Origin of the sequence: Leyella stercorea, from assembly GCF_021531355.1 — a bacterium.
In the GTDB taxonomy this organism is placed as follows: Bacteria; Bacteroidota; Bacteroidia; order Bacteroidales; family Bacteroidaceae; genus Prevotella.
Genome location: NZ_JADYTS010000032.1, coordinates 20,081 through 35,505, shown reverse-complemented (window position 1 = coordinate 35,505; position 15,425 = coordinate 20,081). Strand labels below are relative to the sequence as shown.

10 protein-coding genes are annotated in these 15,425 nt (G+C 50.2%); 8 read left to right on the top strand and 2 right to left on the bottom strand.

The genetic code is table 11. The features are described 5' to 3' along the window. Nucleotides 1-243 precede the first annotated feature (243 nt). On the bottom strand, nucleotides 244-1,929 hold the full coding sequence (locus I6E38_RS08385) for a PNGase F N-terminal domain-containing protein (protein WP_235393543.1): 1,686 nt from the start codon (nucleotides 1,927-1,929) through the stop codon (nucleotides 244-246). Between the two features lie 124 nt (nucleotides 1,930-2,053). Further along, nucleotides 2,054-2,986 carry a tRNA glutamyl-Q(34) synthetase GluQRS gene (gene gluQRS, locus I6E38_RS08380; protein WP_235393542.1) on the bottom strand — a complete coding sequence of 311 codons (933 nt, stop codon included), beginning with the start codon at nucleotides 2,984-2,986 and terminating at the stop codon, nucleotides 2,054-2,056. A 111-nt stretch (nucleotides 2,987-3,097) separates the two neighbouring features. On the opposite strand from gluQRS, the gene I6E38_RS08375 reads away from it, so the two are divergent. The 8 genes from I6E38_RS08375 (at nucleotide 3,098) to I6E38_RS08340 (ending at nucleotide 15,333) form a co-directional block, all read left to right on the top strand. Then, the gene (locus tag I6E38_RS08375; RefSeq protein ID WP_235393541.1) at nucleotides 3,098-4,069 is read left to right on the top strand and encodes an AMP-binding protein; all 972 of its coding nucleotides are present in this window, start codon (nucleotides 3,098-3,100) and stop codon (nucleotides 4,067-4,069) included. Between the two features lie 183 nt (nucleotides 4,070-4,252). After that, nucleotides 4,253-5,983 carry a lysine--tRNA ligase gene (gene lysS, locus I6E38_RS08370; RefSeq protein WP_235393540.1) on the top strand — a complete coding sequence of 577 codons (1,731 nt, stop codon included), beginning with the start codon at nucleotides 4,253-4,255 and terminating at the stop codon, nucleotides 5,981-5,983. A gap of 73 nt (nucleotides 5,984-6,056) precedes the next feature. Beyond that, nucleotides 6,057-7,052, top strand: a complete 996-nt coding sequence (locus I6E38_RS08365) for an NAD(P)H-dependent glycerol-3-phosphate dehydrogenase (RefSeq protein ID WP_235393539.1) — start codon at nucleotides 6,057-6,059, stop codon at nucleotides 7,050-7,052. A 201-nt stretch (nucleotides 7,053-7,253) separates the two neighbouring features. After that, nucleotides 7,254-8,612 carry a glucose-6-phosphate isomerase gene (locus tag I6E38_RS08360; RefSeq protein WP_235393538.1) on the top strand — a complete coding sequence of 453 codons (1,359 nt, stop codon included), beginning with the start codon at nucleotides 7,254-7,256 and terminating at the stop codon, nucleotides 8,610-8,612. 75 nt (nucleotides 8,613-8,687) lie between these two features. Further along, a complete protein-coding gene (locus I6E38_RS08355) occupies nucleotides 8,688-9,419 on the top strand; it encodes an inorganic diphosphatase (RefSeq protein ID WP_235393537.1) in 732 nt (243 codons plus the stop codon). A gap of 197 nt (nucleotides 9,420-9,616) precedes the next feature. Next, complete coding sequence (locus I6E38_RS08350) at nucleotides 9,617-10,306, top strand: queuosine precursor transporter (protein ID WP_235393536.1); 690 nt, start codon at nucleotides 9,617-9,619, stop codon at nucleotides 10,304-10,306. Between the two features lie 259 nt (nucleotides 10,307-10,565). Beyond that, complete coding sequence (locus I6E38_RS08345) at nucleotides 10,566-13,586, top strand: SusC/RagA family TonB-linked outer membrane protein (protein ID WP_407936653.1); 3,021 nt, start codon at nucleotides 10,566-10,568, stop codon at nucleotides 13,584-13,586. Nucleotides 13,587-13,605: 19 nt separating this feature from the next. Beyond that, the gene (locus tag I6E38_RS08340) at nucleotides 13,606-15,333 is read left to right on the top strand and encodes a RagB/SusD family nutrient uptake outer membrane protein (protein WP_235393534.1); all 1,728 of its coding nucleotides are present in this window, start codon (nucleotides 13,606-13,608) and stop codon (nucleotides 15,331-15,333) included. Nucleotides 15,334-15,425: the final 92 nt, after the last annotated feature.

The following is a 15,425-nucleotide window of genomic DNA, read 5'->3' as shown; positions in this document are numbered from 1 at the left end:
TTTGGTGGTCAAGCGCATCAATACTATAGGTAAAAAATGCGCAGGATTTTAAAGCGATTTTGAACACCCTACCTGTAAGGGCAAAAGCGTTAGTTATCAATGCTTTTGCCCTTACAGGGCGTTTTGCTTTTATCTATCCGTACACCCAGGGTGCTGCCCTGGGCTATGTGCTTATTAGGCTTTCAGCCCGTATAATTGACATTACTAACATTGGGACTACAAACGTCGCACAAGTCTGAAAATTTAATAAATCAGCGTTCCCGAAATACACCAGTAGCTATTGCTACCACCTTCGGGTGCTCCCTGCGGAATCTTGACGCACAATGTGTGCTTGCCCGCCTTCAGATTACCAACATATATATATTCTGGATTGGTCATTGTGCCTGGGCACCAGTTGGAGCGGCTCAGGTCGGACGAGCTTTGTCCGTTTGAGAAATTGCCCGAGCAGGGGTTCCAGTTGCGGTAAGTGCCGCAGTCGTCGCGCCAAGGGATGAAGCTTATTACTTTCTGTCCGTCGACGTAGATGGTGTTCACCTTCTGGTTGAACTCGTCGCCGCCGCCCCAGCCGCCGTGTCCGGTGGTGAGATAGAACAGACGTGCGTCCTTGACATCCTCCTTCAGTTCGAAGGTGACATTTAGCGAGTCGTCGAGCATGAATATAGGATAAGGCTGGCCTGCCTGTTCCATATAGTTGACCGTATTGAACAGAGGCAGAGTCTTGGGCATGTTGCGCTCGCCATCAGGATAGTACTTGAGCTTGAGGCTAAGACGATGTCCCTTGGCATCCCAGTTGCCTATGTAGGCACCAATCCAAACCTCGCCCTTCAACTGCTCAGCCACGCTCGTCACCTCAGCCTTGTACAGTACTGAGTCTGCCCATGTCTGTCCTGGCACCTTATTGTGATTGTACTTGCGCACGCCGAAGCCCGTGAAGAATCGCATCAGCTCAAGCGGAACGTCATAACCAGTTGTTGACACCAGACCATGATAGTCGGTCTGACCGCTCTTGAACGACGGCACGCTGTTGAGATTGCGCAGAGCGTCGAGGAACGACTGCTCCTTGCCGGTAGGAATCATGAAGATTGAGCCGGTACGGTCGTAGGCATCGCCGTCAGAATACTGTACAGCCTCAATGAATACCGAACGATCCTTGATGTTGTCGGGCAACTTCACCTTCTTCAGTACTATTGTTCCACCAGCTGCTGCATAAACCTTGCCCTCCTCGAGTGTCTCGGGCAGCTTGGCGCCATTGAAACAGATGGTCTGCTGATCGAACACCGGAACGCTGATGACGCCACTCTGGTTGATGGCATACGAGTAGTTGCTGTTGTCGAGATAGTGTCCCCATTCGGTTGGCAGGAGCGGCGACTTGTCCTTAAGTGCCTTTATGCCAACAGCCTCCTGCACAGAATCGCCGTTGCGCACTACGCGCAGCACGAGTCCGTCGGGCACGCCGCACCACGTCTGCGGAGTTCCGCGAAAAGCCAGGTCGTTGGTATACCAAACGTCGATAGTATTAGAGTTGACCACAGTGCGCACCACCTTGCAGTTGAGTCCGAGATACTTCTCGGTCTTGACATCAGTAAATCCCTCGCCATACTCAAACGGAGCGTTGGTGTAGACCACCTCATTGTTGGGCATAACAGCACGACGATAGCTCAATCGGCGGCTATAGTCGATGTAGGTATCCTGGCGCAATGTGTTGGCTTTCGGCTCAACAATCTTGCCCTCGGGCGACAGATTCTGAAGTTTGACCTGATCGCCGCTGACCAACATCATGGTACCACCGGGATAAACCTTGCCCTTGTACACAGAGCGATAGGTTACGGTTATGCCTGTTGACTTCTTCAGCTTCTTGGCATAGTTTTGTGCCTGAGCTGTGACGATAAAGCACAGTCCGACAACAAGAGTAAATAAAGTTCTTTTCATAATTTTGATTTTTTGTATTTAATAGTTAGTCAGGCATTGCGACTACAAAGTTAGCATAAATAATCGGACTACAAAAATAAAGACAAACTACACTGGAATAGTTTTGGATTCTTGTGGTTTATAATTACCTTTGTATGTCGGCAGTAGGCACACTACTCCACGAAAAGCCTTCGATAAGGCCGGGAGCCTCTATTGGACTGTCATCAGTCTGCAATCCGGCAGCATGGGCAAGCATACCGATAATCTGCTGCGGACTGTAATGCGCACGCAGCGACTCCATGTCCATACTGCGGTCGCGCTTTGACAGGCGCTGGCCGGCACTGTTGCACAGCAAAGGCAGATGGACGAATCGCGGAGGAACAAATCCCAGCTGCCGAGCCAGATATATCTGCTGTGGCGACGAGAGCAGAAGGTCGCGTCCACGCACAACCTCGTTGATGCCCATCAGCGCATCGTCCACTACGACTGCAAGCTGATAAGCCCACGCTCCGTCCTTGCGGCGCACGATGAAGTCGCCGCATTGTGTGGTGAGGTCGACGGTGTGCGTGCCGTAATGTCCGTCGCTGAACGTTACCAAGCCCTCGCCTTCGTCGGGTACCTTCATGCGAATGGCAGCCGGACCGGAATGAACACCAGGCGGCAGATTGCGGCATGTGCCTTTATACACTACCCTACCGTCGCTCTCGTGCGGTGCCTGCGTGGCCATGATGTCGGCTCGTGTGCAATAGCAAGGATAGGTCAGCCCGCGCTCGCGCAGCTGCTGGAGACAGCGCTCGTATATCGCGCCACGCTCACTCTGCCAGTATGGACCCTCGTCCCAGTCGAGTCCGAGCCAGTGAAGGTCGTCCATTATCAGTTCGGCATACTCGCGGTGCGAGCGCTGAGGGTCGATATCCTCTATGCGCAACAGCCATGTGCCGCCCTGCGACTTAGCCGAAAGCCACGACAGCAGAGCGCTGAACACGTTGCCAAGATGCATGCGTCCGGTAGGCGACGGGGCGAAACGGCCCTTCACCTTAGGCTGCACGGCATCTGTATAATCAGTATTTTCAATCATCCGACAATTCTGTTTTAATAATGTATATGCCCCACGACGGGCTGATACGGAGTGCAAAATTACAGCATTTTCCGCTAACAGAGACCCGACGGAGGCAATAATTCAACAATAATGACACTCGAACAATTCATCAACCAGTGGCAATCGCCCTCGCCGACGCTGCTTGTACACACAAGCGGATCGACCGGTAAGCCCAAACCAATGCTCGTAGAGAAACGCCGTATGGAAGCATCGGCACGCATCACGTGCCAGTTTCTCGGTCTCAACCGTGGCGACACGGCTCTGCTATGCATGCCGCTCGACTATATTGCGGGCAAGATGATGGTGGTACGCGCCATCGTTTGGGGATTACGACTGATAGACATTCCGCCCTGCGGTCATCCGCTTGCGCAGATTGACACGCCGCCCGTATTCGCAGCCATGGTGCCTATGCAGGTGTTCAACAGCATGCAGGACGACGGCGAACGCCAGAAGCTGTGGCAAATCAGGCATCTCATCATTGGGGGCGGAGCCGTCAGCGACGACATGGCGGCACAGTTGCGACGGCATCCGGGTGCGGTGTGGAGCACATACGGCATGACCGAGACGCTGTCGCACATCGCCCTGCGACGCCTGAGCGGTGCGCAAGCCAGCCAGTGGTATGAGCCTTTCGACGGAGTAAGTGTGACGACCAATGCCGAGGGATGTCTGGTGATAGACGCTCCAGCCGTATGCGCACAGCCGCTGACCACCAACGACATTGCCGAAATAGCTTCCGACGGACGACGCTTCAGAATACGCGGACGCAAGGACAACGTGATTTGCAGCGGTGGCATAAAGCTGCAGATTGAGGAAATGGAGGCAAAGCTGCGACCATACGTCAATGTGCCATTTCTCATCACCAAACGCGCCGACCCGAAATTCGGCGAGACGGTGGTGATGATAGCCCAAACTGACAACCTCGACGCACTCGAAACAATCTGCAAGGAAAGGCTCAACAAGTACGAGCAACCGCACGATTTCATTGCCGTAGAACGCATTCCAACCACCGAAACGGGCAAGCCAGCACGTGCCAAGGCTATGGAAATAGCCCAAACACGCTAATTATCCTATTATAAAATGCAAAAAACGAGCACCCTTTCAGAATTATTTAGTAAATTTGCACATGTATTGTACCACAATACATGCCCGACATTACACCTTATTATATATATAAGGTGCTGACGAATGCGTGTGTATGGCCAACCAAATAAAAGAAAAAAACAAAAAAATAGATATAATACGAATATGAACGTTTTAGAACTTAGTGAACAAGAGATTGTAAGAAGACAGAGCCTGCAGGAACTGCGCAACTTGGGCATCGACCCATATCCAGCAGCCGAGTTCCCAACCAACGCCTACTCAGAGGATATCAAGAACGAATTCAAGGACGAGGACGAAAAGCGCGAGGTAGTCATTGCCGGACGTATGATGAGCCGTCGTGTAATGGGTAAGGCAAGCTTCGTGGAGCTTCAGGACTCAAAGGGCCGCATTCAGGTGTACATCACACGCGACGATATCTGCCCCGACGAGGACAAGACTCTGTACACTACAGTGTTCAAGCGTTTGATGGACATAGGCGACTTCATCGGTATCAAGGGCTATGTGTTCCGTACACAGACCGGCGAAATATCTGTACACGCACAGTCGCTCACCCTGCTCTCGAAGAGCTTGAAGCCGCTGCCTATCGTAAAGTATAAGGACGGAGTGGCTTACGACAAGTTCGACGACCCCGAGCTGCGTTTCCGTCAGCGCTACGTTGACCTTATCGTAAACGACGGTGTTAAGGACACATTCCTCCAGCGTGCCACCGTAGTGCGCACACTGCGCAAGGTGCTCGACGAGGCTGGATACACCGAGGTTGAGACTCCGACACTGCAATCAATCGCAGGCGGTGCTTCGGCTCGCCCGTTCATCACCCACTTCAACGCTCTCGACCAGGATATGTACATGCGTATCGCTACCGAGCTTTATCTGAAGCGTCTGATTGTAGGTGGTTTTGAGGGTGTGTACGAAATCGGCAAGAACTTCCGCAACGAGGGTATGGACCGCAACCACAACCCGGAGTTCACCTGCATGGAGCTGTACGTACAGTATAAGGACTACAACTGGATGATGTCGTTCACAGAGAAGCTCCTTGAGACCATCTGTATAGCCGTAAACGGCAAGCCAGAGCGCGAAATTGACGGCAACATCATATCATTCAAGGCACCTTATCGTCGTCTGCCTATCCTCGACGCTATCAAGGAGAAGACCGGATTCGACTGCAACGGCAAGACCGAAGAGGAAATCCGCGCATTCTGTCTGGAAAAGGGCATGGACGTAGACGAGACAATGGGCAAGGGCAAACTCATCGACGAACTCTTCGGCGAGTTCTGTGAGGGTACCTTCATACAGCCTACTTTCATCACCGACTACCCCGTTGAGATGTCGCCTCTGACAAAGATGCACCGCTCAAAGCCGGGCTTGACAGAGCGTTTCGAGCTTATGGTGAACGGCAAGGAGCTTGCCAACGCCTACTCTGAGCTTAACGACCCGATCGACCAGGAGGAGCGCTTCATCGACCAGATGAAGCTCGCCGACAAGGGCGACGACGAGGCTATGATCATCGACCAGGACTTCCTGCGCGCCCTTCAGTATGGTATGCCTCCTACATCGGGCATCGGCATCGGTATCGACCGCCTCGTGATGCTCATGACCGGCAAGACATTCATCCAGGAAGTTCTCTTCTTCCCGCAGATGAAGCCCGAAAAGAAGATGCCTCAGAGCACTATCAAGGAGTGGGCAGAGATTGGCGTGCCAGAGGATTGGGCATACGTTCTGCGCAAAGCAGGATTCAACCTCATCTCCGACATCCGCGAACAGAAGGCACAAGGCTTGCAGCAGAAGATAGGAGAAATCAATAAGAAGTACAAGCTCGGCTACGAAAAGCCTTCAGTTAACGATATTCAGGGCTGGATTGACGCTGCAAATAAGTAATATATATTAATGTATAATTGGGGTAGCATACTTCAATTATACATTATTAGTTATTCATTAAACATAAAACGAAGTGTTCAACTGCGGAAAAATTGCTATTATTGGCGGCGGTAGCTGGGCTACTGCAATAGCCAAGATTGTGATAGGTCATACCCATCACATAGGTTGGTATATACGCCGTGACGACAGCATAGAGGAGTTCAAGCGCATCAGCCACAACCCGAATTATCTCACGAGTGTACACTTCAACACCGACGAGATATTCTTCTCGAGCGACATAAACCGCATCGTTGAGGCTTACGACACGCTTGTATTCGTTGTACCGTCGCCCTATCTGAAGAACCATCTCAAGAAACTCAAGACCCGACTGCGCGACAAATTCATCGTCACAGCCATCAAGGGACTCGTGCCCGACGACAACATTGCATGCTCCGAATTCTTCCACGAAGTGTACGATGTGCCCGACGAGAATCTCGCTTGCATCGGCGGACCGTCGCATGCAGAGGAGGTGGCACTCGAACGATTGTCGTACCTCACCGTGGGATGCGCCGACCAGGAGAAGGCGCAGGCCTTCTGCGAAGTGCTCGATTCTGAGTTTATCAAGACAAAGACCTCGTCCGACGTTATCGGCATCGAATACTCATCGGTGCTCAAGAACGTATATGCCATCGCATCAGGCATTTGCAGCGGACTGAAATATGGTGACAACTTCCAGGCGGTGCTCATATCGAACGCCGTTCAGGAAATGTCGCGATTCCTTACAGCCATAAATCCAATTGAACGCAGCGTATATGACTCGGTTTATCTGGGCGACTTGCTCGTGACCGGATACTCAAAGTTCTCGCGCAACCGCACCTTCGGAACAATGATAGGCAAAGGCTACAGCGTGAAGAGCGCACAGATAGAAATGGAAATGATAGCCGAGGGCTTCTTCGGAACCAAGTGTATGAAGGAGAAAAACCGACACTACCATGTGAATATGCCAATCCTCGATGCCGTATATAATATATTGTACGAGCGCATCAGCCCACAGATAGAAATAAAATTGCTCACCGACTCGTTCAGATAACGAACAGTAACAATTTGAATCTATGGGACAGAGAGACGAAAAAGACAAAATGAGATGGAAGGATTAATAATAATATTCACGTTAGTTATTTTTATTGTTGGTAGCATCTTGGCTTGGACCTACACCAAGAAAGGTGAGGAATGGCTGAAAAACCTCTAATATACAGGAAATTCAAATTATAAATAGTAAATATACAACAAAATGAAAAGTATCAGCTTAGACATTACAAAGGCTGCCCAATTCCTCTCTGAGGGCGCAGTCAAAGCTTATGAACCCCAAGTTATAGCCGCCCAGCAGGCTTTGGAAAACGGCACCTGCCCTGGCAACGACTTCCTCGGATGGCTCCACCTTCCGACTTCAATCACACCTGAATTCATTGCCGAACTCCAGAGCGTTGCCAACACTCTTCGCGAGAAGTGCGAGGTTGTTGTTGTAGCAGGCATTGGCGGTAGCTACCTTGGTGCTCGTGCCGTTATCGAGGCACTGGGCAACTCATTCGCTTGGCTCGTAGGCGACAAGAAGAATCCTACAGTCGTTTTCGCTGGTAACAACATCGGTGAGGATTATCTCGCTGAGCTCACTTCATATCTTAAGGACAAGAAGTTCGGTGTCATCAACATCTCTAAGTCAGGTACAACTACTGAGACTGCTCTCGCTTTCCGTCTTCTCAAGAAGCAATGCGAAGACCAGCGCGGCAAGGAAGAGGCTAAGGACGTTATCGTTGCCATCACCGACGCTCATAAGGGTGCTGCTCGTGCAGCCGCTACAAAGGAAGGCTACAAGACATTCGTTATTCCTGACAACGTAGGCGGTCGCTTCTCTGTACTCACACCGGTTGGCTTGCTGCCTATCGCTGTTGCCGGATTCGACATCAAGGCTCTCGTTGGTGGTGCTGCCGATATGGAGAAGGCTACTGGCAAGGACGTTCCGTTCGACCAGAATCCTGCTGCTATCTACGCTGCTGTACGCAATGCTCTCTATGCAGAATCAGGCAAGAAGATTGAGATTCTTGTTAACTATCAGCCCAAGCTCCACTACATGAGCGAGTGGTGGAAGCAGCTCTACGGTGAGTCGGAGGGTAAGGACGGCAAGGGTATATTCCCTGCATCATGCGATTTCACTACCGACCTCCACTCTATGGGTCAGTGGATTCAGGAAGGCGAGCGCACTATCTTCGAGACAGTTATCAGCATCGAGACTCCTGAGCACACCTTATTCTTCCCGCACGACGAAGAGAACCTTGACGGACTCAACTTCCTTGAGGGCAAGCGTGTAGACGAGGTTAACAAGATGGCAGAACTTGGCACACGTCTGGCTCACGTAGACGGTGGCGTGCCTAACATCCGCCTCTCTGTACCGCAGCTCAACGAGTACTACCTCGGACAGATCATCTACTTCTTTGAGATTGCTTGCGGCATCAGCGGCAACATTCTCAGCGTCAACCCGTTCAACCAGCCTGGTGTTGAGGCATACAAGAAGAACATGTTCGCTCTGCTCAACAAGCCTGGCTATGAGGCTGAGAGCAAGGCTATCCAGGAGCGTCTTGCTGAAGAGAAATAAGCACAATAATCTATAATGAAAAACGGACTGTGAAGAATGTAGCAGTCCGTTTTTTTAGTGATAACCATTTAATATATGATAAAAGAAGCAATCCAACACTACAAACAGTCACATGGTTACAGCCAGTTTTCGCCCCGCTGCGTGCTGTTCGACATGGACGGCGTGCTCTACAACTCTATGCCCAACCACGCTGTGGCATGGCACGAAGCAATGAAGCAGTTTGGCATCCACTTCACTGCCGACGACTCGTATGCTACAGAGGGAGCGCGTGGCGTTGACACCATTCGCAAATATGTGCTCGAACAGCAAGGCAAGGAGATTTCGGGCGAAGAAGCCCAGCGCATGTACGACGTGAAGACGGAGATATTCCATCATATGCCAATAGCTGAGATATTCCCCAGAGTTATCGACATCATGCAGAAGATAAAGTCGGCAGGAATGACTATAGGTGTAGTGACGGGCAGCGGTCAGCGTCCGCTCATCAAGCGTCTGCTCAACGACTTCGACGGATTTCTTACCGAAGACCACATCGTTACGGCCTACGACGTAGAGCGCGGCAAACCAAATCCCGACCCATACCTGATGGGACTGCGCAAGACAGGCAACAACAATCCGTGGCAAGGCATCGTAGTTGAGAATGCACCATTGGGCGTACGTGCCGGTTCGGCAGCCAACTGCTTCACCATCGGTATTAATAGCGGACCCCTACCCGACTCTGCCCTTGCAGACAATGGCGCCAACATAGTATTGCAACAGATGACAGAACTGTGCAGCATATGGGACGAACTATTACAAAACATCGACTGATACACAACATCATTTTGCTAATAACACCCTCTAAATTAACATTTTGCGAGTGCAAAATGTTAATTTTTTATCCATACAACAAGGATGATATACAATATTTTTAGTAACTTTGCACCCCGAAAATTCTAAGGTCGTACCTATTAAATATGGCACGACCACTATATAGAGTGCTTGTCAAACCTCTTAAAAAACAAGAAATGCAAACAAACAAGAAACAGGTGAGCGTGCTGTTTATGCTTTTCAGCGTGCTCTTTTGCGTTTGTCTGATTACGGCAAACGTGCTCGAGACAAAGCAACTTTCAATGGGACTGTTCAGCATAACCGGCGGACTGATTGTGTTCCCAATCTCTTACATCATCAACGACTGCGTATGCGAAGTGTGGGGATATGGCAAGGCACGCCTGCTTATATGGCTCGGCTTCGCCATGAACTTCATCTTTGTGGCGTTCGGTGCGCTGTGCGACGCTCTGCCCGCAGCCCCTTACTGGCACAACGACGAGGGCTTTCACGCCATATTCGGACTGGCTCCACGCATAGCCATGGCGTCTTTCCTGGCTTTCCTCGTTGGTTCGTTTGTCAACGCATACGTCATGAGCCGCATGAAGATACAGTCGGGCGGACGCAACTTCTCCGCACGTGCCATCATGAGTACGGTCTACGGTGAGGCAGCCGACTCCATCATCTTCTTCCCACTGGCGCTTGGTGGCGTGGTGCCATTGAAAGAACTGCCCATACTAATCATCTCGCAAGTGATACTGAAGACTCTGTACGAGATACTGGTATTGCCCGTAACCATTCGTGTGGTTAAGGCTGCAAAGCGTCATGAGGGCGAAGATGCATACGACAACGGCATCAACTACAGCATCTGGAAAGTGTTCAGCCTGTAGCAGACGTTTCATCTCACAATACTATATATAACTCATCCGACATTCCGGGTAATTCAAACCATTGTGTTGTATTCCCAGAATGTCGGATGAGTTTTTTATTGTCATTAGTGTTAATTAACGTTTATGGGGGGGTAAAAGAGAAATTATGTATATTTTTGCAAACGAAAATTATACCAACAAACGATTTATTGACATTAAATTATTTCTATTATAAACTAATCAAAACAACCAAAGTATGGCAAAGAATCTAAAAGTAGGTATGCTTGTTTGCGCCTCACTGTTGGCGGCAAATGCAGCATACGCTGACAATTCTGCTACACAGGAAAGTTTGCGCATTGAGCAGCATACCAGCAAAATCAAAGGAACTATTGTCGACAGTAAGACCGGTGAGCCAATCATCGGTGCCAGCGTCAAGGTGAAGGGCACAAAACTCGCCACAATCACCGACATTGACGGCAACTTCGAACTAAACGCTCCAGAAGGAGCTCAACTACAGGTGTCGTATGTAGGCTACAAGAACGAGGAGTTTGAGGCTCGCAACGGCATGAAGATTGAAATCCATGAAGACTCAGAGTCGCTGGAAGAAATCGTAGTTGTGGGCTACGGCACACAGAAGAAGGAGAGCCTCACCGGTGCTATGGCAAATATCAAGGCCGATAAACTGAAAGACGTTACTTCTGCTACAGTTGAGAATATGCTCAACGGTAAGGTTTCGGGCGTATATGTAGCACCGGGTTCAGGACGTCCTGGTTCAACAGGTGCTATCGTAATCCGTGGTCAGACTTCTATCAACGGTGCAACAGCTCCATTGTGGGTTGTTGACGGTGTAATCGTGGGCAACTCTGCCGGCGACCTCAACCCTGACGATATCGAATCAATGACAGTACTCAAGGACGCTGCCTCTACCGCTATCTACGGTTCGGAGGGTGCCAACGGTGTTGTTGTTGTCACCACAAAGCAGGCTCGTCACGAGAAGATGGCCATCACACTTTCAGCCAAGGCAGGTGCAAGCACACTCAGCCGTGGCAATATGGAGATGATGGACGGTGCCGAGTTCTACGACTACTACAAGTCGTTCCAGAATGTAGAGGCTGTGAACTTCCCACGCTGGAACGAAGACTTGCGCAACTCTAACTTCGACTGGTTCAAACTTGCCAAGAAGACTGGTTCTACTCAAGACTATAACGTGACTCTTAATGGCGGTAACGAGAAGATGCAGTCGATGTTCACCATGGGCTACTTCAAGGAAGAAGGTGCTGTGAAGGGCTACGACCTCAGCCGCTACAGCACACGTATCAAGGTGGTATACAAGCCTTACGAGTGGCTTACCATCAAGCCTAACCTCAGCGGATCGCGTACTACAGATACCGACCGTCAGTACAGTGTAGGCGCTATGTACTCTATGTTGCCATGGGATAATCCGTTTGATGAGAATGGTAATCCTGTACCAAACCAATACGAGGGATGGGTTAACTCTAAGGGTTCAAACTATCTCTATGACCTCTCGAAAGGCAACTACGGCTCAAGCTGCTCATACGACCTTGCAGGTGGATTCGACTTTGACATAAAGATTATGCCATGGCTCACATTCTCATCTGTAAACAACTACAGCTACTACAACAGCCAGTCGCATGGCTATACCGACCCGAAGTCGGTAGGTGGCGAAGGTGTTGACGGACGTATCACAGAATATAACTACAACACAACACGTCGCTATACCAACCAGTTGCTGCGCTTCCAGAAGTCATGGGGCAAGCACAACGTAAACGGTCTGTTGGCTTACGAATTCAACGACTGGGAAATGAAGTTTACCGACGTTTACGCTACTGGTTTTCTTTCAGGTTTTGAGGACTTCACAACAACATCAAAGCCCGAAAAGGCCAACGGCTATCGTCAGGCATGGGCTAAGCAGTCGTACTTCACACAGTGGCGCTACAACTACGACAACCGCTACTTCGGTGAGGTTTCTCTGCGTCGTGATGGTCGCTCTAACTTCGGTTCGAACAACCGCTACGGAAACTTCTTCTCATTCAGTGGTGCATGGAACATGAACAACGAGAGCTGGTTTAAGGCTCAATGGGTAGACATGCTCAAGCTGCGTGCATCATTTGGTTCGGTAGGTAACGTGCCCACATCACTCTATCCGTCGTATTCGCTCTACTCTGTAGGCGCTTCATACAACGAACAGTCGGGCGCACTCATCTCGCAGATTGGCAACAAGGACCTCACATGGGAGAAGACATTCACAACGGGTGTCGGCGTAGATGCTGCTTTCTTCCAGAATCGCCTTACAGCCACTCTCGACTTCTACGTTAAGAACACAAGCAACATTCTCTATCAGGTGCCTGTAACTGGTCTTGTAGGTGTGACATCTATCTGGAAGAACATCGGCAAGATGCGCAACACAGGTGTTGAGTTTACCATCGGTGGCGACATCATCCGCACAAAGGACCTCACATGGAACGTTACAGCTAACATCTCACACAACAGCAACGAACTGCGCGACCTCTACAAGCAGCGCGATGCCAATGGCAACTATGTTGTTAAGCCAGTGATTGTCAGCGACGGTACAACCATTGCTGGTACAGCACAGCGCATTCTTGAGATTGGCGAGCCAGTAGATACATATTACATGAAGGAATGGGCTGGTGTTAATCCTGAAGACGGAAAGCCACAGTGGTACACTAACGATGCCGACGGCAACAAGGTGGTTACCGACAGCTACTCTAAGGCTTCTTACTACAAGTGTGGCAAGTCGTCGCCCGACGTTTACGGCAGTTTCAGCACATCGGTATTCTATAAGAACTTCGATCTTCAAGCCAACTTCGGCTACTCGCTCGGTGGACAGATCTATAGCTACTTCCGTCAGGAGTACGACTCGGACGGTGCATACGCAGGCGACCGCAACCAGATGAAACTACAGAAAGGTTGGTCACGCTGGCAGAAGCCTGGCGACAAGGCTACCCATCCGCGCGCAATGTACAACAACCAGGACAAGGGCAACCTCGCCTCTTCACGTTATCTCGAAAGCTCAGACTATCTGAAGCTTCGCTCGCTGACACTGGGCTACAACTTCAATCTCAAGAAGTATGGCATCCAGACACTGCGCCTCTCTGTATCAGGCGAAAACCTCTTCTGCATCACCGACTACTCGGGTGTTGATCCTGAGCTTCCTGCCGACAGCAACGACAAGGGCGTGCTCAGCGTTACAAGCACTGGCGGTGTATCAGTATACCCAGCCGTACGCAAGTTTATGTTCGGTGTTAACTTAACTTTCTAAAAACCAGACTACAATGAAAATGAAAAAAAGTATATTGGCTCTCATGCTCGGAGCGACATTATTCGGTTCGTGCGACATAGAGCGTTTTCCGACCTACAACATGTCGGACGAACAGATAAAGAACGACCCGGCAGGCAATCTCGACGCATTGCTCAACGGTATGTACGCGCAGCTCAAATCGTGGTCGGACCCAATGCACCGTTGCGGTGAATACGCTGGCGACAACATGGTGATTCGTGGCTCGTCAACCGATGCCTTCTTCGAATTCATCAGCTACTCGCGTACACCTAACAACTATCGTCTGCAGAGCTTCTGGGACTCTGGCTACAAGGCCATTGCACAGGCTTCAAACATTATACAGATGGTGTCTGAAGGTCAAGGAGCAGAAGTAGACAACGCTCTCGGCGAGTGCTACTATGTACGTGGTATGATGTACTTCTACCTCTGCCGTGCCTACGGCCGTCCATACTACCAGGCTCCATCTAAAAACCTCGGTGTGCCTCTCGTAAACGGTACACCCGACAACATTCTCGACCTTCAGCTCAGCGACCGTGCTACTGTAGAGAACACTTACAAGCAGGCTATTGACGACCTTAAGAAGGCAGAGCAGCTGCTCTCTGTAAACCGTGGTCCGGCTTACGCTTCTAAGGCTGCCGCTCAGGCTATGCTCTCACGCGTTTACCTCTATATGAGCGGTACATATGAGAATCCTAACCGTGAGTATGCTCAGCTTGCTAAGGAATATTCTGATAAGGTTATAGGCAACTCCGACTACGAATTGCTTCCACGTGAGGATTTCATGATTTACAACACTCTGCGTCCTGAGGACAACAAGGAATCAATCTTCGTTGTTAAGCGTGTAGCTTCAGAGTTCTCTGGATGGGACCACTACTATGGCATCGGCGGTATGTACTCTAACATCGGCGGTATGGGCTGGGGCGAGATGTACGCCAGCCAGAAGTATATCGACCTGCTCAATGAGACTGGCCGTAACGACTGGCGTCCTGCATCTAAGAAGATTGTAGACGCACGTGCCAACTTCATCGAGCCTACTTACTCTGAGGAAAACAAAGAGGTGTTCCGTTTCATATATGTAGGAAGCGACAACAACAAGCACTATGCTCAGTTTGACACAAAGCACACTGGCAACAAGATTACTTGTGTTGACAAAGAAGGCAAATCATACGACCTTACAGTAGTTGACGCTACTGCCCAGTACTACACCATCAACTATGGTGGCAAGACCTATCAGGGTATGCTCGACAACTACATCACAGTAAACCGTGAGTATCCGCAGTTCTACATCGTGAAGTGCTCGCGCGAGGGCGAAGACTCTCAGCTCCACTCTCCGGTTATCAGCCGTCTTGGCGAAATCTACCTCAATCGTGCAGAGGCTCTTGCCAAGCTCGGCAACTACTCTGAAGCCGAGAAGGATCTCAACAAGATTCGCGGACGTGCAATCGTGGGCGGCGAGTATCCTACTGGAACTCTCAACGCCAACAACGCATTCACACTTATCGACAAGGAGCGCCAGCTCGAATTGGCATATCAGGCAGAGCGCAGCTACGACGTGTTCCGCAACGGTCATGCCTTGACTCGCGACTATCCGGGCCCACACAACCAGCATGAGGTAGTTAAGGCTTCTGACTTCCGTGTGACATACTACATCCCGCAGAATGCTATCAACGCTTATCCAGGCACACTCACTCAGAATCCTACTGACGACAGTGGCGTAATCATGCAGTAATCATTGCACACACAATTGATACATAACAACTTACATAAGGAGACAACCGACAACAGAGCGGTTGTCTCCTTTTTTTCGTTATCATGAAGAAT